The sequence below is a fragment of the Alkalicoccus luteus genome, from assembly GCF_052061695.1.
GTDB lineage: Bacteria > Bacillota > Bacilli > Bacillales > Salisediminibacteriaceae > Alkalicoccus > Alkalicoccus luteus.
The window spans coordinates 146,447-166,245 of record NZ_JBPZEY010000001.1 but is presented as its reverse complement, the minus strand read 5'-3'; the positions used below and the strand labels follow the sequence as shown (position 1 = coordinate 166,245).

Sequence of the window (19,799 nt, the reverse complement as noted above, 5' to 3'; positions counted from 1 at the left end):
CACCTTCTTTTCCATTCAATAATGAATGACCGTTCATTTTGAACGCTGTTTCGTATTTTTACCAAAAGGGTCTATTAAAAGGAGGAAGGTTTAATGGGAAAGCCAGCGTACATAGAGGATGAAAAACAATGGGCAGAGGAATTTACGTTTTTTGACGAGATCAGCGTGCGTTTTTCGGAAACCGATGCGTTCGGTCACGTGAATAATACGGTTGCGTTTATTTATTTTGAACAAGCCCGCATCCGCTTTTTCCAGCACGGCGGATTAATGGACGAATGGGTAAACGGACCGTATATGATTGTCACCGGCGACCTGCAGTGCGATTATATCCGTCAGATTACATTCGGCGAAACGCTCCGCGTTGGCGTGAAAGCAGCAAAAATCGGGCGCACGTCCGTCGATATTCATTATATGGTATTGAACGAAAAAGACGAGCTCTGTATGACAGGGCGCGGTCGTATTGTGCAGGTAGATAAGACGACTGGCAAGCCTGCCGCCTGGGAGAACCATCTGCTGGAGAAAATGGAAGTATAACCTGCTTGCACAGGCCCACTCCACTCGTTATGATAGTACAAGATGGTAGGAGGGTCCGGTATGAAACAGGAATTTACGGTACTGAAGGCACTGAACAATAATGTGGTCATCTGCCAGGCAGAAGAAGGCCGGGAAGCGATTTTCATCGGCAGAGGTATCGGCTTTGGAAAAAAGCGCGGCGACCTTTTCAATGAAACATCGTATGACAAAGCATATGCCCTCGTCACGGAATCCGAGCGGGAGCAGTACGACCGCCTGTTTGACCGGGAGCCCGAAGATACGATGCTTGTCATTCACGAGGCGATCGGAATGATTCAAAAAGCGATCGGAAAGCGACTGCATGACAGAACGCTGTTTGCTCTTACGCAGCACATCATCCTCGCGCTTCAGCGGACGAGGGATGATACGGAAATTCAGAACCCGTTTCTAACGGAGACGAAATGGCTGTATCATGACACGTACAGAATTGCCGAAGAGGTAGTCCGCTATATAGAAGCCGAAACGGGTGTGCTGCTGCCGGAAGCGGAAATCGGCTTCGTTACGCTTCACATCCAAAGCGCGTTCGGCTACGTGGAGCGGTCGGCCCCGGATATCATTACGCGATGCGTTCATTACGCAGAAGAAAAAAGTGCCACGAATTTTGATCGTGAATCACCTGCATTCCGGCGCCTGATCCAGCACCTGCGCCAGCTGATTGATCTGCCGCCGCAGCATCCGGAGCAAAAAGTGGATCGGGAGATGTATTTGTTGTTGAAAAAGTCCCATCCGGTGTGCTATGATATTTCCCGAAACGTCATCCGCATGATGGAGAAAGCATCTGGCATGGAAGCCTCTAAGCGCGACCTTGTCCAGACGGTGCTCACCTTTATGAGCGCAATAGAATCAGGCGAAAAGGTATTACGTGTAACTGATCCGATCAGGCATGAGTAATCCGCTTAATTGCTGTCTATCCGGACAGCAGCGGGCTGCTCATGCCTTTTTTACGTCTTCTGCTTGCACGTAAGCGTGTTCATTTGTATGATTAGTAGCATATGAGCATTAGGCTTTCCCATAAGCGGGTAATAGACTATGAGTTTAAAACTTTTGAAGGAGTGTTCAATCATGGCAGAAAAAACGTATACGATTACAGCAGAAACAGGAATTCACGCTCGTCCGGCAACACAGCTGGTTAACAAAGCAGGACAGTTTGAATCAGAAATCACGCTCGACTACAAAGGCAAGTCTGTTAACCTGAAGTCCATCATGGGTGTTATGTCCCTCGGTGTCGGCCAGGGAGCGGAAGTAACGATTAAGGCAGAAGGTCCGGACGAAGAAGAAGCGCTCAGCTCTCTTGATGACGTCATGAAGCAGGGGCTTTCCGAATAATGAGCACTTCCCTTACCGGTATTGCAGCCTCGGCAGGGATCGCCATTGCGAAAGCGTTCCGCTACGAAGAACCGGACCTGACTGTTGAGAAAAAGAGCGGCGTAGACGTAAAGGCAGAAATTCAGGCCTTCGATGCAGCGCTGGAAAAGTCTCGCGCTGAGCTTGAAGAAATTAAAGAAAAAACACGCCGGGACATGGGGGATGAGCACGCTGAGATTTTCTCTGCACACCTGCTCGTTCTCCGGGACCCGGAGTTTGTTGATGCAGTCAGACAAAAGGTGCAGGACGATCAAGTGAATGCTTCCTTTGCCCTCGATGAAAAAGCAAATGAATTCATCATGATTTTCGAGAGCATGGATAACGAGTACATGAAAGAACGTGCGGCAGACATCCGCGACGTATCCAAACGTGTACTGGCACATCTGCTTGGAAAGCCAATTGTATCACTTGCTGAAATCAACGAAGAGGTTATCGTAGTTGGTGAGGACCTCACTCCGTCTGACACCGCACAGCTGAATAAAGAGTTTGTCAAAGGCTTCGCCACTAACATTGGCGGACGCACGTCTCACTCTGCAATCATGGCCCGCTCGCTGGAAATTCCAGCAGTCGTCGGCACGAAGACGGTGACACATGATACCGGACAGCACCAGTACATCATCGTTGACGGGAACGACGGTACGGTCATCATTGATCCGTCCGAAGACGAGCTGGCAGATTATCGCAGCCGCCAGGAGGCGTTTGAACAGCAGAAAGCCGAATGGGCCAAGCTGAAAAACGAGCCTTCCGTTTCCAAAGACGGGACGCACGTGGAGCTTGTCGCGAATATCGGGACGCCGAATGATCTTGAAGGCGTGCACAACAACGGCGCAGAAGGTGTTGGTCTTTACCGGACCGAGTTTCTGTATATGGGCCGCAGCGAGCTGCCGACAGAGGACGAACAGTTTGACGCCTATAAGCAGGTCGTCGAGTCACTTAACGGCAAACCGGTCGTCATCCGCACGTTGGATATCGGCGGGGACAAGGAACTTCCATACCTTGACCTTCCGGAGGAAATGAATCCGTTTCTCGGCTTCCGAGCGATCCGCCTCTGTCTGGAGATGACGGACATGTTCCGCACCCAGCTGCGGGCGCTGCTTCGTGCCGGCGCATATGGAAACTTGAAAATCATGTTCCCGATGATCGCAACGCTTGAAGAGTTCCGTCAAGCAAAAGCGCTCCTTGAAGAGGAGCAGCAGAAGCTGGAAGCGGAAGGTGTTCAGACAGGGACGGATATCGAAGTCGGCATCATGGTGGAAATTCCATCGACTGCCGTTATGGCGCCTCAGTTTGCCAAAGAGGTTGACTTTTTCAGTATCGGAACAAACGATCTGATTCAGTATACGATGGCTGCAGACCGGATGAATGAACGGGTTTCCTACCTGTATCAGCCGTATAATCCGGCCATTTTAGGGCTTGTAAAGTCCGTGATTGATGCGTCCCACGCAGAAGGAAAATGGACTGGCATGTGCGGGGAAATGGCAGGAGATCCAATTGCGGTTCCGCTTCTGTTCGGTCTCGGCCTCGACGAATTCAGCATGAGCGCTACGTCCGTGCTGCCTGCACGCAGCCAGCTTCTTAAAATGACGAAGCAGGAAGCAGCAGACACAGCAGCCGAAGCGCTGAAGCTTTCCACAGCAGATGAAGTACAACAGCTTGTGGAATCCCGTTTTCCAATGGCATAAAACAGCAGTTTTTGATATACGTGATGGAGGAGCCGGCGATCTTTCGCCGGCTCCTTCTCTTTGTTTACAACAACATTCTGCTTATATGCGAAATGCTGTATCGGAAAGTCCAATCGGTATTTGCCGGCTTGTGCCTGCAGGATGAAAGCGAAAGAACGTTTACCTGGATGAAAAAACACGTTACATCCATAGTATTTATCTACGGAGATTTGTTTGCTTATCGGAATTTGCGGCGGTCGTGCAACTTTTGTGCACGGCTGTCGACCAATAGGAAGAGAGAGCCCTGCTTCTTTTTTTACAAAGACGGAATGTTTTTCTTTCGACTCTCTTGATATTTCCAGTCAAAGTGTGGACAATGAGTACTATACAGATGGCGGCTGCGTCAAAGAAAGGGAGAGGGTCATGACCAACAAACAGGAAGCGGTACCCGTTGAATTGGAGCAGGTAGCAAAAATAGAGAAATCGCTGCGGATGATTGCAGATATTGTGAAGCAGAAGGGGCGGGAGATTTTAAGCGATTTTCCGATTACACCCCCACAGTTTATTGCCTTGCAGTGGCTGCACGAATTTGGCGATATGACGATCGGCGAGCTTTCTACAAAAATGTACCTTGCCTGCAGCACAACGACGGACTTAATTGATCGCATGGAAAAAAACGAGCTTGTGGAACGCGTGAAGGACACAAACGATCGCCGTGTTGTGCGCATTCACCTTTTGGATAAAGGAAAGACGATTATCCAGGAAGTTATTCAGCAGCGTCAGGTTTACCTGCAGGACGTACTGGAAGGCTTTTCGCAGGAAAACGTCGATTTTCTGGATCAAAGCTTGAACTACCTGTATGAGGAAATGAAGAAAGATGCAGAAACGTGGAAGTCATTTTAACGTAGGAAGAAGGCAGACAGTGTGAAGCATCAGCAGCAGACGGAGCAGCCCATCGGCGTAATTGATTCCGGAGTAGGCGGACTAACGGTCGCTTCCGAAATTATGCGGCAGCTGCCAAAGGAAAAAATCATATACATGGGTGATACGAAACGGTGTCCATATGGTCCAAGGCCGGAAGAAGAAGTGCGCCAATACACATGGGAAATGATCGACTATCTTCGATCCAAGTCAATGAAGATGCTTGTCATTGCCTGCAATACGGCGACAGCGGTTGTATTGGATGAAGCAAGAGAGGCGCTCGACATACCAGTGATCGGCGTCATTCATCCAGGTGCCGTGGCGGCGCTGAAGGCGACAAAGCGCCAGCACGTAGGCGTGATCGGCACAGAAGGCACGATCTACAGCGGTGCCTATCATAAAGAACTGACGGACATTAACAACAGCGTCCGGGTTGTGAGTCTGGCGTGTCCGCCGCTCGTTCCGCTTGTGGAATCAGGCGTGCTGGACGGCAAAACGGCTGAAGAAACCGTTCGGCATACGCTGGAGCCGATGCTTGCTTATGACATTGACAGTCTCATTCTCGGCTGCACCCACTACCCGCTGCTCGCGCCGGTCATACGCCGGGTAGTCGGAGACGGGGTGGAAGTGATTTCGTCGGGGGACGAAACGGCAAGGGAAGTTAGCTCGCTGCTTTATCACCAGCATATGCAGTACAGCGGGGACCGAGAGCCCGAGCACTGCTTTTATACGTCAGGCGAGGCAGGGGCATTTGCGGCGATTGCTGATGAATGGCTCGGCCGGAAGCTCCCGGTCCGCTCGGTGGACTTGGAGAAAGCCGGACAGGGATTGAGCTCGTTTCGCTGAGAAAATCTGATCATGAATGCAAGCCGGTCTGCCGAATGTGCAGGCCGGCTTTTCGACTTAGTGCCCCGCACCGGAGTTTTTTCAGCCTCACAGACGTGCTGGAACAGCCGTCAGAATAGTGCGAATCAGCCGCGGGGTTTGAAATCGGGCCGGCAACCGATTATGATGAAAGTGGGTAACGATACATGAAAAGGAGCGTGACAGCATGAGAGCAGATGAGCGCAGGCCGGATCAAATACGGCACGTAGAGCTCATTCCGGACTATATTAAACATCCGGAGGGATCCGTCCTCGTCTCGTTCGGCGACACGAAAGTGATTTGTTCGGCGAGCGTGGAAGACAGGGTTCCTCCTTTTCTGAGAGGAAAAGGACAGGGCTGGATTACAGCAGAATACGCCATGCTTCCGCGGGCGACATCGCAGCGGAACATACGGGAATCATCGAAAGGGAAGGTAGCAGGACGCACGATGGAGATTCAGCGTCTGATCGGCCGGGCTCTGCGTTCGGTCGTAGACCTGACGAAGATTGGCGAACGGACGATCTGGGTGGACTGCGACGTCATTCAGGCTGACGGCGGAACACGAACAGCTGCCGTAACAGGAGCCTTCGCCGCCGTGGCGCTGGCAGTCAGCCGGATGCTCGAAAAGGAAAAGATTAAGGAAAATCCGCTAACTGGCTATCTTGCTGCAGTATCGGTCGGAAAGACGGCAGATGGAAGCAAATTGCTCGACCTCGATTTTAAAGAAGATTCCGCAGCAGACGTCGATATGAACGTCGTCATGAAGAGCGGAGGACGTCTCGTCGAAGTGCAGGGGACCGGAGAAGAGGCAACCTTTTCCCGAGCAGAGCTGAACGATATGCTCGACCTTGCGGAAGCCGGAATTGAAGAGCTTTTTGAGCTGCAAAAAGAGGTGCTTGGAGAGTTTGGAGAAGAGCTCGCACAGCTTCAAGGAGAAACAGCCAATGCGTGAGATTTTCATTGCCTCCAATAATAAGGGAAAGATAAAGGAGTTTGCGGATTTTTTCCGCGAATACGATGCTGACGTAAAATCACTGGCAGACTTGCCGGAAGCGATTGATGTGGTTGAAGACGGCGACACGTTTGAAGCGAATGCTGTAAAAAAAGCAGAAGAAATCGGCCGCCGTTTCAATCGCGCGGTCCTTGCAGATGATTCCGGTCTGGAAGTGGATTCGTTGAACGGCGCACCTGGTATTTATTCTGCACGCTATGCAGGTGAAGCGAAGAGCGACGAGGCGAACAACGCCAAGCTCCTGCGCGAATTGGATGGTGCTGCAGACCGCCGCGCCCGTTTCGTCTGCGTGCTGGCCTTGTACCGGCCCGGCCGGAAAACCGTTACAGTGCGTGGAACGGCGGAAGGCGAAATTGGAACGGAGCTGCACGGAGAAGGCGGATTCGGCTACGACCCGCTCTTTTACGTGCCGGGGGAAAAACGTTTTATGGCAGAACTCTCTCGGGAAGAGAAAAACAGGATCAGCCATCGCGCCGATGCTGTCCGGAAGCTGCGGGAATATTTGCAGCAAGAAGGAGGGAACCTTCTGTGAAGGTATTAATCATGAGTGACAGCCACGGCTGGACGAGTGAAGTGGCGGAAGTAGTAGAACGACACCGCGGTGAAGTAGAGGGCGTCATTCACTGCGGAGACTCTGAACTTGAAGCGGACGCTGAAGAGCTAAAAGGCACAGCAGTCGTCCGCGGGAACTGTGACATGCACAGCGGATTTCCGGAGGAAGTCACGGAGGATATGGCCGGACTCCGATTTTTCGCAGCGCACGGCCATCTGCTGAACGTAAAAACGACTGAAATGAATCTGCTGTACAAAGCAGAGGAGCAGGCTGCCGACATCGTCTGTTTCGGTCACACCCACGTTCCGGCCGCCGTTCAGGAAAAAGGAACGATACTGATTAATCCAGGCAGCATGCGGCTGCCAAGGCAGTATCCGGACGGCACTTACGTGCTCCTCGAAAACGGCGGTGCCCAAGTGACCGTTACGTTTATGACCATGGACGGGGAGCCGGTAGACGAGCTCTCGAAAACTTTCACGTTAAGAGGTTGACACCAAGGAAGGAATTGTTTTATATTTAATATTGTCGCTGAAGCGGCAGGCAATTCCTTCCGCCTTTTACATACTAGATTGTCCCAGTAGCTCAGCTGGATAGAGCAACAGCCTTCTAAGCTGTCGGTCGCAGGTTCGAATCCTGCCTGGGACGCCATATCGCAATGACTCAAACCCTTGCTATGCAGGGGTTTTTCTGTTTTTTTATAGGTGGGTTGACTCCATCCAGCATATCCAGAGCCAGCTCCTCATCCGTTCAGCTTCAAGCAGCAGCAGCGCGCTGGATGGCCGTAAACGTTCCGTAAAGCTCCGCTTCTCCGCCTGTAAAGTACCGGATTAACGGGAAGCCGGGAAACGGTTTACATCTGCGCTGTGACGGGAATAAAAAGGTTTGACAGCAGAATTGAGTTTCATGAATACTCCTGCTACACTGATACTAAAGAATCATATACGTCTTGTTTAAGGAGGTGAACCAATGACCAAAGAAGAAAACCGAGACAACGTGGTGCTGTTCCCGGGGCTGATCTCCAGACTGGTCGAACGAGGTATGCAGGCTTTGAAAGAAAAACGGTATTACGATGCCCTTTCCTGCTTTCAGCAGACGACCGACTTGGAGCCGAACCATCCTCAGGCCAGGTACGGCATGGTGATCACCAACATAGAACTGAACAGAATGGAACAGGCTGAATCGCACTGCCGGTCTATGCTCGATGAAGGCGTCGGCGATTATTACGAAATCCTGCAGGTTTACATATCGATTCTCGTCCAGCTGGGCGACTATGAGGAAGTCGTACATATGCTTGAATCCGTGATGGAGGAAGACAGGCTTCCTTCCGATAAAGCAGAGCATTTTTATCAGCTGCTTTCGTTTGCACGGCAAATGACGGAAACCCCTATACATAAAAGTCAGGATGCAGAGTTTGAACTGCCGCGCGGAGAGCTCGTCGAACAGCTGGAAAAAGGCACCGTCGATCAGCAGCTCGGGGCGATCCAGCAGCTGAGCAAGTACGACGTTCAAGCAGTGAAGGAAACATACAGCCAGTTTTTAGCCGACCCGCAGCAAAATCCGGTATTGAAAAGCTATATTTTGCAGCTGTTAAAAGAGCTCGACTGCACGGATACGTTTGAGGTGTACAAATTCGGCGAGACGTATGAAGTGGATATCAACAGGTTGGAAGCGGTGTTTCATGAGCAATTCGGCAAAGCGGTGTTCAAAGAGCTTGAGCAGGAGTTGGACCAGGAAAACCCGTCGATGCTCGACATGATCGGGCAGATGTGGTGGCACTTTCTCTTCGCCCTGTACCCTAAATCCCCTCGTCCAATTGATGCACCGGTTTGGGCCGCGGCACTGCATGCAACGGCGAGGAGAATGTTCGGAGAAGATCCGGGTGACGTGACGGCGCTTTACGGTGCTGAAGAAGCAGATGTGAAACAGGCAGAAGAGCTGCTGCGGGAGCTGGAATCGATTGTGCTTCCAAGTGAAGAGGGACCTACATAAAGAATGAACGCTACCCGTTGAAATGAAATTGTGCTGTGTTATAATTGAATGGTTGTCAACAAGGAAAAAAGAATGAATTGAACAAACATGTTGGAGGGAATAGATCCTATGGCAGTTAATTGGGAAAAACAAGAAGGAAACACCGGCGTACTGACGGTGGAGGTAGACAGCAAGCGAGTGAACGAAGCGCTTGATCAGGCATTCAAAAAAGTTGTGAAGTCGGTTAACGTACCGGGCTTCCGTAAAGGAAAAGTACCGCGTCCGATTTTTGAACAGCGCTTTGGCGTTGAAGCTCTGTATCAGGATGCGCTGGATATTCTGCTACCACAGGCTTACTCAGAAGCTGTAGAGGAAGCAGGCATCGATCCAGTTGCACAGCCGGATATCGACATCGAAGAGATGGCGAAAAACGAGCCGCTTACGTTCAAGGCAACGGTTACAGTAAAGCCGGAAGTAACGCTCGGCGAGTACAAAGGTCTTGAAGTCGAAGCACCGGCTACAGACGTAACAGATGAAGAAGTAGACGATGATATTAAGCGTCTGCAGAGTGAAAATGCGGAGCTCGCCGTTATTGAAGACGGTGAAGTGCAGGACGGCGACACAGTCGTGATGGACTTTAAAGGATTCGTTGACGGAGAGGCATTCGAAGGCGGCGAAGCGGAAAACCATACGCTTGAAATCGGATCCGGTCAATTTATCCCAGGCTTTGAAGAAAAGCTTGTCGGTGCAAAATCCGGTGAAGAAACGTCTGTCGAAGTAGAATTTCCGGAAGAGTACCACGCAGAAGAGCTCGCTGGTAAGCCGGCTGTCTTTGAAGTGAAGGTACACGACATCAAGCGTAAAGAGCTTCCGGAGCTGGACGACGAATTTGCGAAAGACGTAGACGAGTCGTACGAGTCGTTTGACGACATGAAGAAGGCAGTTCGTGAGCGTCTTGAAACCGAGAAGCAGCAGCAGGCAGATATGACGATCAAGGATCAGCTTGTTGAAAAGGCGTCCGAAAACGCTGAGATCGACATTCCGGAAGCAATGGTCGATACAGAAGTAGACCGCATGCTTCAGGAGTTCGGACAGCGTCTCCAGTCTCAGGGAATGTCCCTTGACATGTACTATCAGTTCGCTCAGACGGACGAAGAAGGCATGAAGGAGCAGTTCAAAGAAGATGCTCAAAAGCGTGTACGCATGAACCTGACGCTTGAGGCAGTAGCAGCAGCGGAAAACCTCGAAGCCTCTGAGGAAGATATTGAGCAGGAGCTCGAGAAGATGGCTGAAATGTATCAGCGACCAGTTGATGAAATCAAGCAGCTGCTTGAGATGCAGGGCGGAACAGATATGCTGAAAGGTGATCTGCAGGTTCGCAAAGCGATCGAATTTCTTGAGGAAAACAGCAAGAAAGTAGCGCCGAAAGAAGACGCTGAAACGAACGAATAAATTGATACCGGTCAGAATTTATCTGACCGCCTCGGGTGTCCCGGATCATGCTGCCGGGACACCTCTTTCTACATATTTGACATACTGCCTGCGCCTCCCGTATTCTTGTTAGGAAGTGCGGCAGCAAACCGCTTCTAATAGGAAGCGCAAACATAATGTGATACACTATGATTGTATATAAGAAGGACGGTTCGGGGTTCACTCCTCCTTTCGTTCTGCCGCAAGCAGTTTACCAGACCGGGACTTACTCGGCAGCCGGATGTTTTGTGTTCAAGCCGGACATATGATTCAATACTCTTTAAGAGGGGTGAAAGCGGATGTTTAAATTTAATGAAGAAAAGGGACAGCTCAAGTGTTCATTCTGCGGCAAGACGCAGGACCAGGTGCGCAAGCTTGTAGCCGGTCCGGGTGTGTATATATGCGATGAGTGCATCGAGCTGTGTACGGAGATTGTGGAAGAGGAGCTTGGCTCTGATGAAGAAGTAGAGCTTGAAGATATTCCGAAACCGCAGGAGATCCGCAGCATTTTAAACGAATACGTCATCGGACAGGATCAGGCGAAGAAGACGCTCTCTGTTGCGGTGTACAACCATTATAAGCGAATTAATGCAAGTGGCCGGAACGACGAGGTGGAGCTTGCGAAAAGTAACATCTGTCTGATTGGACCGACAGGAAGCGGTAAGACGCTTCTTGCCCAGACGCTTGCCCGTATTTTGAACGTTCCGTTTGCTATTGCAGATGCGACGTCGCTTACGGAAGCCGGTTACGTTGGGGAGGATGTGGAAAACATTCTTCTGAAGCTGATTCAGGCTGCCGATTACGACGTTGAAAAAGCAGAGCGCGGCATTATTTATATCGATGAGATCGATAAAGTTGCGCGAAAATCAGAGAACCCGTCCATCACGCGTGATGTTTCCGGTGAAGGGGTACAGCAGGCCCTTCTTAAAATTCTGGAAGGGACAACAGCAAGCGTTCCTCCGCAGGGCGGACGAAAGCATCCGCACCAGGAGTTTATTCAGATTGATACGACGAACGTGCTGTTCATTATCGGCGGAGCGTTTGACGGCATCGACCAGATCATCAAGCGCCGTCTCGGTAAAAAGGTGATCGGATTCGGATCTGAAAACGAAACGTCCCAGCTGGAGGAGCATCAGTATCTGTCCAAGATTCTGCCGGAAGACCTTCTCCGCTACGGGCTGATTCCGGAATTTATCGGCCGTATGCCGGTCATTGCATCTCTGGAATACCTGGATGAAGAGGCTCTCGTGGAAATTCTGACCGCACCGAAAAATGCTCTTGTCAAGCAGTACAAGAAGCTGCTCGAACTCGATGATGTCGAGCTTGAGTTTACGGATGAAGCGTTGAAGGAAGTTGCCCGCCTCGCGATTGAGCGAAAGACTGGTGCACGGGGTCTCCGTTCCATCATTGAATCGCTCATGCTGGACGTCATGTATGATCTCCCGTCCCGTGAGGATATTGTCAAGTGTGTCATTACAGGCGAAACGGTGCGCGACAATAAAGCTCCAACCCTCATTGATGAGGATGGAAGTGAAATTCAGCGCGAACCGAAAGAGAGTGCTTAATTAACCAGACGGAACCTGGTGTGCAGCTCTGGCGTGCAGCGGTACCGGGAATCTTGATTCCCGGCAGCGGCGCCGGACTGGACACTTTTTTTATGTGCAGGTTTCCCGACTAAGCCAGAAAGGGAACAGATACATACGCTTTCAAATCGTAAGCGATTTAACGGAGGTGCGAGACTATGTCAGAACGAATTAAACAGCTTCCGCTCCTGCCGCTCAGAGGGGTGCTCGTCTATCCGACAATGGTGCTGCATCTGGACGTCGGCCGTAAAAAATCGGTCAGCGCGCTGGAGCAGGCGATGGTAGAGGAGAACGAGATATTTCTGCTGACGCAGAAGGAAGTCGCTACAGAAGAGCCTTCTGTATCGGATTTATATACAATCGGAACGTGTGCACACGTCAAGCAGATGCTGAAGCTGCCTAACGGGACGATCCGGGTGCTCGTAGAAGGGCTGCAGCGCGGCAAAGTACTGTCGGTCAATGAAAAAGACGAGTATACGACGGTGGACATGGAACCGATCGAAGAACGTCAGGAAGCTAATGTCGAAGAACAGGCGCTCATGCGCAACGTGCTGGATGAGTTTGAACAGTATACCCAGCTGTCGAAAAAGATCTCCCAGGAAACGTTTGCGTCGGTTGCCGACATCATTGAGCCTGGACGTCTTGCGGACATCGTGGCGTCCCACCTGCCTCTGAAGGTCGTTCAGAAACAGGAAGTGCTCGAAACGCTGACGCTGGAAGAGCGGTTGAAGCTGATTCTCCGCATTTTATCCAACGAGCGGGAAGTGCTCGGACTGGAGAAGAAAATTGGCCAGCGCGTGAAAAAATCAATGGAGCGCACGCAAAAAGAATACTACCTGCGCGAACAGATGAAAGCGATCCAAAAAGAGCTGGGAGACCGGGAAGGCAAAGAGGATGAAACGGAAGAACTGCGTGATAAAATTTACGCTGCAGGGATGCCCGATCAAATTGAAGAGAAGGCACTCAAAGAGCTGAAGCGCTACGAAAAAATGCCTCCGAACGCAGCTGAGAGCTCTGTCATTCGGAACTACATTGAATGGCTCACGCAGATACCCTGGTCGGAGGAGACAGAGGACCTGCTCGACATTCACCGGTCAGAGGCTGTACTGAATGAAGATCATTACGGCCTGGAAAAGGTGAAAGAGCGGGTGCTCGAATACCTGGCTGTTCAGCAGCTGACGAAAAAGCTGAAGGGGCCGATTCTCTGTCTGTCTGGACCTCCAGGTGTCGGTAAAACGTCACTCGCCCGTTCCATCGCCCGCTCGCTCGACCGGCACTTTGTCCGAATGTCACTCGGCGGAGTACGGGATGAAGCGGAAATCCGCGGCCATCGTCGAACGTACGTCGGATCCATGCCGGGCCGTATTATTCAGGGCATGAAAAAAGCCGGTACGGTCAATCCGGTCTTTCTGCTCGATGAAATTGATAAGATGGCAAGTGATTTCCGCGGAGACCCGTCATCGGCGCTGCTTGAGGTGTTGGATCCTGAGCAGAATAATACGTTCAGCGACCACTTTATCGAGGAACCGTATGATCTTTCCAAGGTGCTGTTTGTCACGACAGCGAATAACATCGGAGCGATCCCGCCGCCGCTTCGCGACCGAATGGAAATCATTCATATTTCCGGATATACCGAAGTCGAAAAGCTGGAGATTGCCAAAGGATACCTGCTGCCGAAGCAGATTGGCGAGCACGGTCTGACGAAGAGCAGTCTGCAGGTGCGGGATGAAGCAGTGCTTTCGATTATCCGCCATTACACGCGTGAAGCCGGCGTGCGTAACTTGGAGCGGGAACTGGCTACCGTCTGCCGAAAAGCAGCGAAAATGATCGTAGCCGGTGAAAAGAAGCGGGTCGTTGTCACCGACAAAACGCTGGAAACGATGCTCGGCAAGCGCCGCTTCCGCTACGGAAAGGCAGAGCTTGAAAATCAGATCGGTGCCGCTACCGGCCTTGCCTATACGGCTGCCGGCGGTGACACGCTCACGATTGAAGTGGCCCTGACACCGGGAGACGGAAAGCTTACGCTTACCGGGAAGCTCGGCGATGTCATGAAGGAATCGGCTCAGGCTGCCTTCAGCTACATCCGCACGAAAGCATCCGAGCTGAACATTGATCCGGAGTTTAACCGGAAAAACGACATTCACGTTCACGTACCGGAAGGCGCGATTCCAAAGGACGGCCCGTCAGCCGGGATTACGATGGCGACGGCGCTTATTTCCGCTCTTACCGGTCGACCGGTCCGCAAGGAAGTCGGTATGACCGGGGAGATTACGCTGCGCGGACGCGTGCTGCCGATCGGCGGACTGAAGGAAAAGGCGATGAGCGCCCACCGTGCCGGCCTTACGCATATCGTCATGCCGAAAGACAATGAAAAAGATTTAGAAGATATACCGGAAAGCGTCCGGGAGGATTTAACCTTCATTTCTGTGTCTCATCTCGATGAGGTGCTGGAGCAGGCGCTCGTTCCCGAAAAGGAGAAATCATGAAAGTAACACAAGCCGAACTGACCATCAGTGCCGCAAAGCCTGACCAGTTCCCTAAAAACCCAGCCCCGGAGATCGCACTCTCCGGGCGTTCCAATGTCGGCAAGTCCTCGCTTATTAATACGCTGCTCGCTCGAAAGGGGCTTGCGCGAACGTCCCAGCGCCCTGGTAAAACGCAGACGCTGAATTACTACTGGATCAACGACCGGTTTCATTTCGTTGACGTCCCGGGCTACGGCTACGCTAAAGTGTCCAAAAAAGAACGGGAAGCATGGGGCCGTGTTATGGAAACGTATTTTCAGGAGCGCGAGCAGCTTAAGGCTGTCGTACAGCTGATTGATGCCCGTCATGAGCCTACAGAAGACGATATCATGATGTACGACTGGCTGAAGTATCATGAACTGCCGGTAATTGTGATCGGAACGAAGGCAGATAAAGTACCGAAAAACAAATGGGATACCCATAAAAAGAAGATCAGGGAAGCGCTTGAACTGGAAGAGGAGGATCCGCTGCTTCTGTTCTCGTCTGAAACAGGATACGGTAAAGACAAAGCTTGGAGCCATATTCAGCGGGCGCTGTTCGACAGCTGAGCAAGGAGCTGAAACACATGATTCGTGTGGAAAACCTGAAGAAATCATTTGATGGAAAAGACGTGCTGCAGGATATCAGCTTTACAGTGGACGAGGGCGAGGTCGTTTGTGTGATCGGGGCGAGCGGCTCCGGCAAAAGCACGATGCTGCGCTGCTTGAACTACTTAGAGCAGAAAGACAGCGGCACGATTGAAATCAGCGGCTCTCTCATTGAAGGAAGGCGCGCCGAGACAGAGCTTCGTCAAAAGGTGGGCATGGTATTTCAGCATTTCCATCTCTTCCCGCATAAAACGGTGCTGGAAAACGTCATAGAAGCCCCAGTGCACGTTCTAGGGAGAAAGAAGCATGAAGCGGCAGCTGAAGCAATGGAGCTGCTGGAAAAAGTCGGCATGAAGGAAAAAGCGGATGACTATCCGGCATCGCTTTCCGGCGGACAGCAGCAGCGGGCTGCGATCGCCAGAGCACTGGCGATGAAGCCTGACGTGATGCTGTTTGATGAGCCGACGTCAGCGCTTGACCCGGAGCTTGTCGGTGAGGTGCTGGAGACGATGAAGCAGCTCGCAGCAGAAGGGATGACGATGATGGTCGTCACGCACGAAATGAACTTCGCGCGGGAAGTCTCCGATCGCACGATGCTGCTCCACGAAGGCCGCATCGTAGAAGACCGCCCCTCCAAAGAGCTGTTCAGCACGCCGCAAGAAGAAGCAACAAAATCATTTCTGCACCGCGTGCTCGGAAGGGAAGCCGCCGAGTAAGCAGCTGCAAACAGGCAGGTCCCCGACAGAATGGGGGACCTGCCTGTTTCATAAATTGACGAATACTATGTAAAAACAGGTTTAGCGGCGCCGGAAAAAGAGGAAATAAACGCCAAGGAGTATAAACAGCACCGGCCAGTAGGCAAGGAGCCCTCCCAGGTGGTCCTGGACTGCCGGCATCAGTCTGGCAGAGAAAACAGCGGCTGCAGTAACGGTAAGCAGAATCAAGCCGGTACCCAGTCCGTCGCGCCGTCCGAACGCGTATTTCAAAAGGAAGGCAGTGCCGATTACAAGCGTAAAATAGGGCCACTCATAGCCCCACAGGCCGAGCGTATGTACACCGTGGAACAGGATGCCGAGTCCGGCTAGTACGCTGCCGGAGAAAAGACGCTGATCGTCCCGGTTTGAAAATCCCTGCCACATGAGTACGAGGCCGATGCCAAGCAGAATACTCTGCCACGTCAGCAGCAGCTCTACATAAGGGATGGACCATCCCAGCTCGTCGACTAAAAAATAGAGCCCAATTACCAGCAGGATCAGTCCCGGCAGTGCGTAATTTGCTTTCACTTTCCACGTCCCCCAGTCATGTATCCGCTCGTCACAATTTCTTCAAATGTATCGGTTTCTTCCAGTGACGAAGCCAGATTAAAAATGTTATAATGTAGAACGAATGAAGTAAGAGCGGGACGAATGTGTAACATTGTCACGTTCCGTATGATCGTGTAAAATAGATAACGGTTGAAATCAGGGGGGTGTACCCGCAGCATGCATATTTTAGTAACCAGTTTGAATTATAAATCAACTCCGGTTGAAATTCGAGAGAAATTTACCTTTACCGGGGATCTTTCACCTGCACTGAAAACGCTGCGGCAGTCTAAGAGTATTCTGGAAAGTGTCATCGTTTCCACGTGCAACCGGACCGAGCTGTATGTAGTAGCAGATCAGCTCCATACCGGACGCTATTATACGAAATTATTTTTACAGGAATGGTTTGAAGTGCCGAAAGAGGACTTCAGCCACTACCTGCAGGTACGTGAAGACGAGCATGCGATTGAACACTTGTTCCGCGTTGCGTGCGGACTGGACTCCATGGTACTCGGTGAAACGCAGATACTCGGCCAGGTGCGCCAGAGCTTCGATCAGGCGCGTGAGCTCGGCACGACCGGTACGATCTTTAATCATCTGTTCCGCCAGGCTGTCACGCTGGCAAAGCGCGGCCAGTCCGAAACCGCCATCAATGAAAACGCCGTCTCCGTCAGCTATGCAGCGGTGGAGCTTGGACGTAAGATTTTTGGCGGATTTGACAATAAAAAAGTGCTCGTCATGGGTGCCGGTAAGATGAGTGAACTGACGGCCAAGCACCTGTCATCAAGCGGTGTAACGGACATCACGGTGATGAACCGTACGAGGGAAAAAGCACAGGAGCTTGCGGACCGGTTTTTCGGCCGGGCAGAGGGAATGGATTCCCTCTATGAATCGCTTGCAGAGTCTGACATTCTGATCAGCTCAACCGGCGCAACGGATTATGTCGTCCGGCAGGAAGAAGTGAAAAAGCTTCTCAAAAAGCGCCGCGGACGTCCGCTTTTCCTTGTCGATATTGCGGTGCCGCGTGATCTCGATCCGGCACTTGCAGAGCTTGATAACGTTTATTTGTATGACATCGATGATTTGCAGGGAATCGTGAATGCGAATCTGGCAGAGCGTAAAAAGGAAGCAGAAAAAATTGAGCTGATGATCGAAGAAGAGCTCGTGGCGTTCAGCCAGTGGCTCGACACGCTCGGTGTTGTTCCCGTTATTTCTGCGCTGCGCCAAAAAGCGTCTGTCGTACAGGAACAGACGATGGAAAGCCTGGAGCGAAAGCTTTCCAGCCTGTCTGAGCGGGAAAAGAAAGTGATCCGCAAGCATATGAAAAGCATCGTCAATCAACTGCTCCGCGATCCGGTAACGGCTCTGAAAGAAATTCCGGACGAAGAGGACCCGGAAAAGCTGCTTGAATATATGACAAAAGTGTTTGGGCTCGAAGAGGAAATCCGCGACAGCGGCTCTCCGCTCACTCATGATATACAGATCAATAAAGCAGAACGGGAGTGGAGTATTGAACAACGGCGCTCCAGGATGGAAGCAGCAATACAGGAGCCAGCACGGACGTATCTTTCATGAGTCTCCTATACGTGCTGATTCTGGCGCTGTACTCGATCAGCATCCTTGGCTATTTTATTGATTTCATGCAGAACAACCAGAAAGTCAATCGATTGGCTTTCTGGTTGCTTTCTATTGTTTGGGTGCTGCTCGGCCTTTTGTTTGCCTGGCGATTCATGATGTTTGACCGCCTTCCGCTCATGACTGCTTTTGAGGGGATGTTTGTCTACGCGTGGATGCTCGTCAGTATCTCCCTCGTGCTGAACCGGTTTGTACGCATGAACGTGCTGATGCTGCTGTTGAATACGATTGGCTTTATTATGCTTGCCTTCAGCATGGCTGCACCGGATGCCGGGGTGTCTGAAGAACTGAACCGGGTGCTGATCACTGAATTTCTCGTCGTCCACGTCATCCTTCTGCTGCTGTCCTACGCAGCATTTACCATCTCATTTGCGTTCTCCTTGATCTACTTAATCCAGCACCGCTTTTTAAAGCAGAAAAAATGGCTGAAATGGATGCAGAAATTTGGATCGCTTTCCACATTGGAGCGGAATTCGTATGCGTCAGCGCTCATTGGCGTTCCGCTGCTTCTTACCGGACTGATTCTCGGCATTATTTGGGCATCAATCACCGTGGGAGGTGTGCCATGGGCCGACTGGAAGGTGCTGACGTCCTTTCTTGTGCTTGGAGCCTACGCCGTCTACCTGATCCAATATCAGCTGTTTAAGCGGCGCGGCTATAACATTGCACTGTACAACACGGCAGCGTTCCTGCTTTTATTAATCAACTACTTTTTGTCGGGGGCACTCTCCGATTTTCATATCTGGTAAAATGCCGCTCTTCATCCTGATGAAGGAAGCGGAGTCCGGCCGCTGCATGTTACAATAAGTGCGGACCGGAACATGCCGAAGGAGGATTTTGTTAATGCGTAAAATTGTAATCGGATCACGCCGGAGCAACCTGGCGATGACGCAGACACGTTGGGTGATCGACCAGCTGGAGAAACTCGGGCTTCCCTATGAGTTCGAAATAAAGGAAATTGTAACGAAAGGTGACCAAATCCTTGATGTGACGCTTTCCAAAGTAGGCGGAAAAGGGCTTTTCGTGAAAGAAATTGAGCAGGCCATGTACGATAAGGAAATCGATATGGCGGTGCATTCCATGAAGGACCTTCCGTCAGAGATTTCACCAGGATTGACTGTCGGTGCCGTTCCAGAGCGGGAAGATCCCCGGGACGCGTTCATTTCGAACAGCGGTGCGAAGCTGAAGGATCTGCCTGCAGGGGCTGTCGTCGGAACGAGCAGCCTGCGCCGCGGTGCGATGGTGCTCATGCAGCGTCCGGACCTGACGATACACTGGATCCGCGGGAACATTGAGACACGGCTGCGAAAGTGCCGCGAGGAAGGATTCGATGCGATTATTTTAGCAGCAGCCGGCCTGAAGCGTGTCGGCTGGGATGAATCAATTGTTTCGGAATTCCTTGCTCCTGAAGTGAGCATCCCTGCAGTTGGACAAGGTGCACTCGGAATAGAGTGCCGGGAAGATGATAGCGATCTGCTGGAGCTGCTCGCAAAAATCAATGATCCGGTTACAGCACGGACGACTGCTGCAGAGAGGGCGTTTTTAAATAAGGTGGAAGGAAGCTGCCAAGTGCCGATTGCCGGCTATGCGGAGCTGACGGATGACAATCAGGTGGCCTTAACGGCGCTCGTTTCATCGCCGGACGGGAAAGAAGTGTTTAAAGAGCACATCATTGGAGATGATCCGGTGGCGATCGGCCATCACGTGGCGGAAAAGATGCTGTCGGAAGGCGCGAAGGAAGTACTGGACCGTGTGAAGGCAGAGCTCGACGGGCAGTAGCA

Annotated in this window: 19 protein-coding genes and 1 tRNA gene; 19 read left to right on the top strand and 1 reads right to left on the bottom strand. The window is 51.5% G+C overall.

The window, feature by feature from the left end; genetic code table 11:
- The first annotated feature begins 93 nt into the window (after positions 1-93).
- The 16 genes from ACSZLD_RS00915 to ACSZLD_RS00840 all read left to right on the top strand — a co-directional run bounded on the left by ACSZLD_RS00915 (position 94) and on the right by ACSZLD_RS00840 (position 15,798).
- Positions 94-534 carry an acyl-CoA thioesterase gene (locus tag ACSZLD_RS00915; protein ID WP_377910076.1) on the top strand — a complete coding sequence of 147 codons (441 nt, stop codon included), beginning with the start codon at positions 94-96 and terminating at the stop codon, positions 532-534.
- Between the two features lie 60 nt (positions 535-594).
- Positions 595-1,464: a PRD domain-containing protein gene (locus ACSZLD_RS00910; RefSeq protein WP_444683984.1), complete on the top strand. Its 870-nt coding sequence runs from the start codon at positions 595-597 to the stop codon at positions 1,462-1,464.
- 171 nt (positions 1,465-1,635) lie between these two features.
- Positions 1,636-1,899 (top strand): phosphocarrier protein HPr, encoded by a 264-nt coding sequence (locus ACSZLD_RS00905; protein WP_377910074.1) that lies wholly within the window; start codon positions 1,636-1,638, stop codon positions 1,897-1,899.
- Positions 1,899-3,620, top strand: coding sequence for a phosphoenolpyruvate--protein phosphotransferase (gene ptsP, locus ACSZLD_RS00900; RefSeq protein WP_444683983.1), 1,722 nt, complete (start codon positions 1,899-1,901; stop codon positions 3,618-3,620). The genes ACSZLD_RS00905 and ptsP overlap by 1 nt, the downstream gene beginning before the upstream one ends.
- 402 nt (positions 3,621-4,022) lie before the next feature.
- Positions 4,023-4,502 (top strand): MarR family winged helix-turn-helix transcriptional regulator, encoded by a 480-nt coding sequence (locus ACSZLD_RS00895; protein WP_168005015.1) that lies wholly within the window; start codon positions 4,023-4,025, stop codon positions 4,500-4,502.
- 21 nt (positions 4,503-4,523) lie between these two features.
- Positions 4,524-5,366: a glutamate racemase gene (gene racE / locus ACSZLD_RS00890; RefSeq protein ID WP_444683982.1), complete on the top strand. Its 843-nt coding sequence runs from the start codon at positions 4,524-4,526 to the stop codon at positions 5,364-5,366.
- Positions 5,367-5,571: 205 nt separating this feature from the next.
- Positions 5,572-6,336: a ribonuclease PH gene (gene rph / locus ACSZLD_RS00885; RefSeq protein WP_377910071.1), complete on the top strand. Its 765-nt coding sequence runs from the start codon at positions 5,572-5,574 to the stop codon at positions 6,334-6,336.
- Entirely contained in the window at positions 6,329-6,928 is a 600-nt protein-coding gene (locus ACSZLD_RS00880; RefSeq protein ID WP_444683981.1) for an XTP/dITP diphosphatase, read from the top strand. The genes rph and ACSZLD_RS00880 overlap by 8 nt, the downstream gene beginning before the upstream one ends.
- Positions 6,925-7,440: a metallophosphoesterase family protein gene (locus tag ACSZLD_RS00875; protein WP_377910069.1), complete on the top strand. Its 516-nt coding sequence runs from the start codon at positions 6,925-6,927 to the stop codon at positions 7,438-7,440. The genes ACSZLD_RS00880 and ACSZLD_RS00875 overlap by 4 nt, the downstream gene beginning before the upstream one ends.
- Before the next feature lie 80 nt (positions 7,441-7,520).
- Positions 7,521-7,597, top strand: a tRNA-Arg gene (locus tag ACSZLD_RS00870).
- Between the two features lie 318 nt (positions 7,598-7,915).
- Positions 7,916-8,938 (top strand): tetratricopeptide repeat protein, encoded by a 1,023-nt coding sequence (locus ACSZLD_RS00865; RefSeq protein WP_377910068.1) that lies wholly within the window; start codon positions 7,916-7,918, stop codon positions 8,936-8,938.
- 108 nt (positions 8,939-9,046) lie between these two features.
- Entirely contained in the window at positions 9,047-10,369 is a 1,323-nt protein-coding gene (tig, locus tag ACSZLD_RS00860) for a trigger factor (protein WP_444683980.1), read from the top strand.
- A 317-nt stretch (positions 10,370-10,686) separates the two neighbouring features.
- The gene (gene clpX, locus ACSZLD_RS00855) at positions 10,687-11,952 is read left to right on the top strand and encodes an ATP-dependent protease ATP-binding subunit ClpX (RefSeq protein WP_377910066.1); all 1,266 of its coding nucleotides are present in this window, start codon (positions 10,687-10,689) and stop codon (positions 11,950-11,952) included.
- Positions 11,953-12,128: 176 nt separating this feature from the next.
- A complete protein-coding gene (gene lon / locus ACSZLD_RS00850) occupies positions 12,129-14,456 on the top strand; it encodes an endopeptidase La (protein ID WP_377910065.1) in 2,328 nt (775 codons plus the stop codon).
- Positions 14,453-15,043, top strand: coding sequence for a ribosome biogenesis GTP-binding protein YihA/YsxC (gene yihA, locus ACSZLD_RS00845; protein WP_377910064.1), 591 nt, complete (start codon positions 14,453-14,455; stop codon positions 15,041-15,043). The genes lon and yihA overlap by 4 nt, the downstream gene beginning before the upstream one ends.
- 17 nt (positions 15,044-15,060) lie before the next feature.
- Complete coding sequence (locus tag ACSZLD_RS00840; RefSeq protein ID WP_444683979.1) at positions 15,061-15,798, top strand: amino acid ABC transporter ATP-binding protein; 738 nt, start codon at positions 15,061-15,063, stop codon at positions 15,796-15,798.
- A gap of 81 nt (positions 15,799-15,879) precedes the next feature.
- Here ACSZLD_RS00840 and ACSZLD_RS00835 read toward each other — a convergent pair whose 3' ends face one another.
- Entirely contained in the window at positions 15,880-16,365 is a 486-nt protein-coding gene (locus tag ACSZLD_RS00835) for a LiaF transmembrane domain-containing protein (protein ID WP_377910062.1), read from the bottom strand.
- Positions 16,366-16,563: 198 nt separating this feature from the next.
- Here ACSZLD_RS00835 and hemA point away from each other — a divergent pair, with 198 nt between their 5' ends.
- The 3 genes from hemA to hemC all read left to right on the top strand — a co-directional run bounded on the left by hemA (position 16,564) and on the right by hemC (position 19,797).
- Positions 16,564-17,958 carry a glutamyl-tRNA reductase gene (gene hemA, locus ACSZLD_RS00830; protein WP_377910061.1) on the top strand — a complete coding sequence of 465 codons (1,395 nt, stop codon included), beginning with the start codon at positions 16,564-16,566 and terminating at the stop codon, positions 17,956-17,958.
- Positions 17,955-18,767, top strand: a complete 813-nt coding sequence (gene ccsA, locus ACSZLD_RS00825; protein WP_377910060.1) for a cytochrome c biogenesis protein CcsA — start codon at positions 17,955-17,957, stop codon at positions 18,765-18,767. The genes hemA and ccsA overlap by 4 nt, the downstream gene beginning before the upstream one ends.
- A gap of 94 nt (positions 18,768-18,861) precedes the next feature.
- Positions 18,862-19,797 (top strand): hydroxymethylbilane synthase, encoded by a 936-nt coding sequence (gene hemC / locus ACSZLD_RS00820; RefSeq protein ID WP_444683978.1) that lies wholly within the window; start codon positions 18,862-18,864, stop codon positions 19,795-19,797.
- Positions 19,798-19,799: the final 2 nt, after the last annotated feature.

Coding starts and splice junctions, on each gene's coding strand:
- lon (WP_377910065.1), top strand. CDS start 12,129: ATGTCAGAACGAATTAAACAGCTTCCGCTCCTGCCGCTCAGAGGGGTG.
- clpX (WP_377910066.1), top strand. CDS start 10,687: ATGTTTAAATTTAATGAAGAAAAGGGACAGCTCAAGTGTTCATTCTGC.
- hemC (WP_444683978.1), top strand. CDS start 18,862: ATGCGTAAAATTGTAATCGGATCACGCCGGAGCAACCTGGCGATGACG.
- yihA (WP_377910064.1), top strand. CDS start 14,453: ATGAAAGTAACACAAGCCGAACTGACCATCAGTGCCGCAAAGCCTGAC.
- hemA (WP_377910061.1), top strand. CDS start 16,564: ATGCATATTTTAGTAACCAGTTTGAATTATAAATCAACTCCGGTTGAA.
- ACSZLD_RS00905 (WP_377910074.1), top strand. CDS start 1,636: ATGGCAGAAAAAACGTATACGATTACAGCAGAAACAGGAATTCACGCT.
- rph (WP_377910071.1), top strand. CDS start 5,572: ATGAGAGCAGATGAGCGCAGGCCGGATCAAATACGGCACGTAGAGCTC.
- ACSZLD_RS00915 (WP_377910076.1), top strand. CDS start 94: ATGGGAAAGCCAGCGTACATAGAGGATGAAAAACAATGGGCAGAGGAA.
- ACSZLD_RS00840 (WP_444683979.1), top strand. CDS start 15,061: ATGATTCGTGTGGAAAACCTGAAGAAATCATTTGATGGAAAAGACGTG.
- tig (WP_444683980.1), top strand. CDS start 9,047: ATGGCAGTTAATTGGGAAAAACAAGAAGGAAACACCGGCGTACTGACG.
- ACSZLD_RS00895 (WP_168005015.1), top strand. CDS start 4,023: ATGACCAACAAACAGGAAGCGGTACCCGTTGAATTGGAGCAGGTAGCA.
- ACSZLD_RS00910 (WP_444683984.1), top strand. CDS start 595: ATGAAACAGGAATTTACGGTACTGAAGGCACTGAACAATAATGTGGTC.
- ptsP (WP_444683983.1), top strand. CDS start 1,899: ATGAGCACTTCCCTTACCGGTATTGCAGCCTCGGCAGGGATCGCCATT.
- ACSZLD_RS00880 (WP_444683981.1), top strand. CDS start 6,329: ATGCGTGAGATTTTCATTGCCTCCAATAATAAGGGAAAGATAAAGGAG.
- ACSZLD_RS00865 (WP_377910068.1), top strand. CDS start 7,916: ATGACCAAAGAAGAAAACCGAGACAACGTGGTGCTGTTCCCGGGGCTG.
- ccsA (WP_377910060.1), top strand. CDS start 17,955: ATGAGTCTCCTATACGTGCTGATTCTGGCGCTGTACTCGATCAGCATC.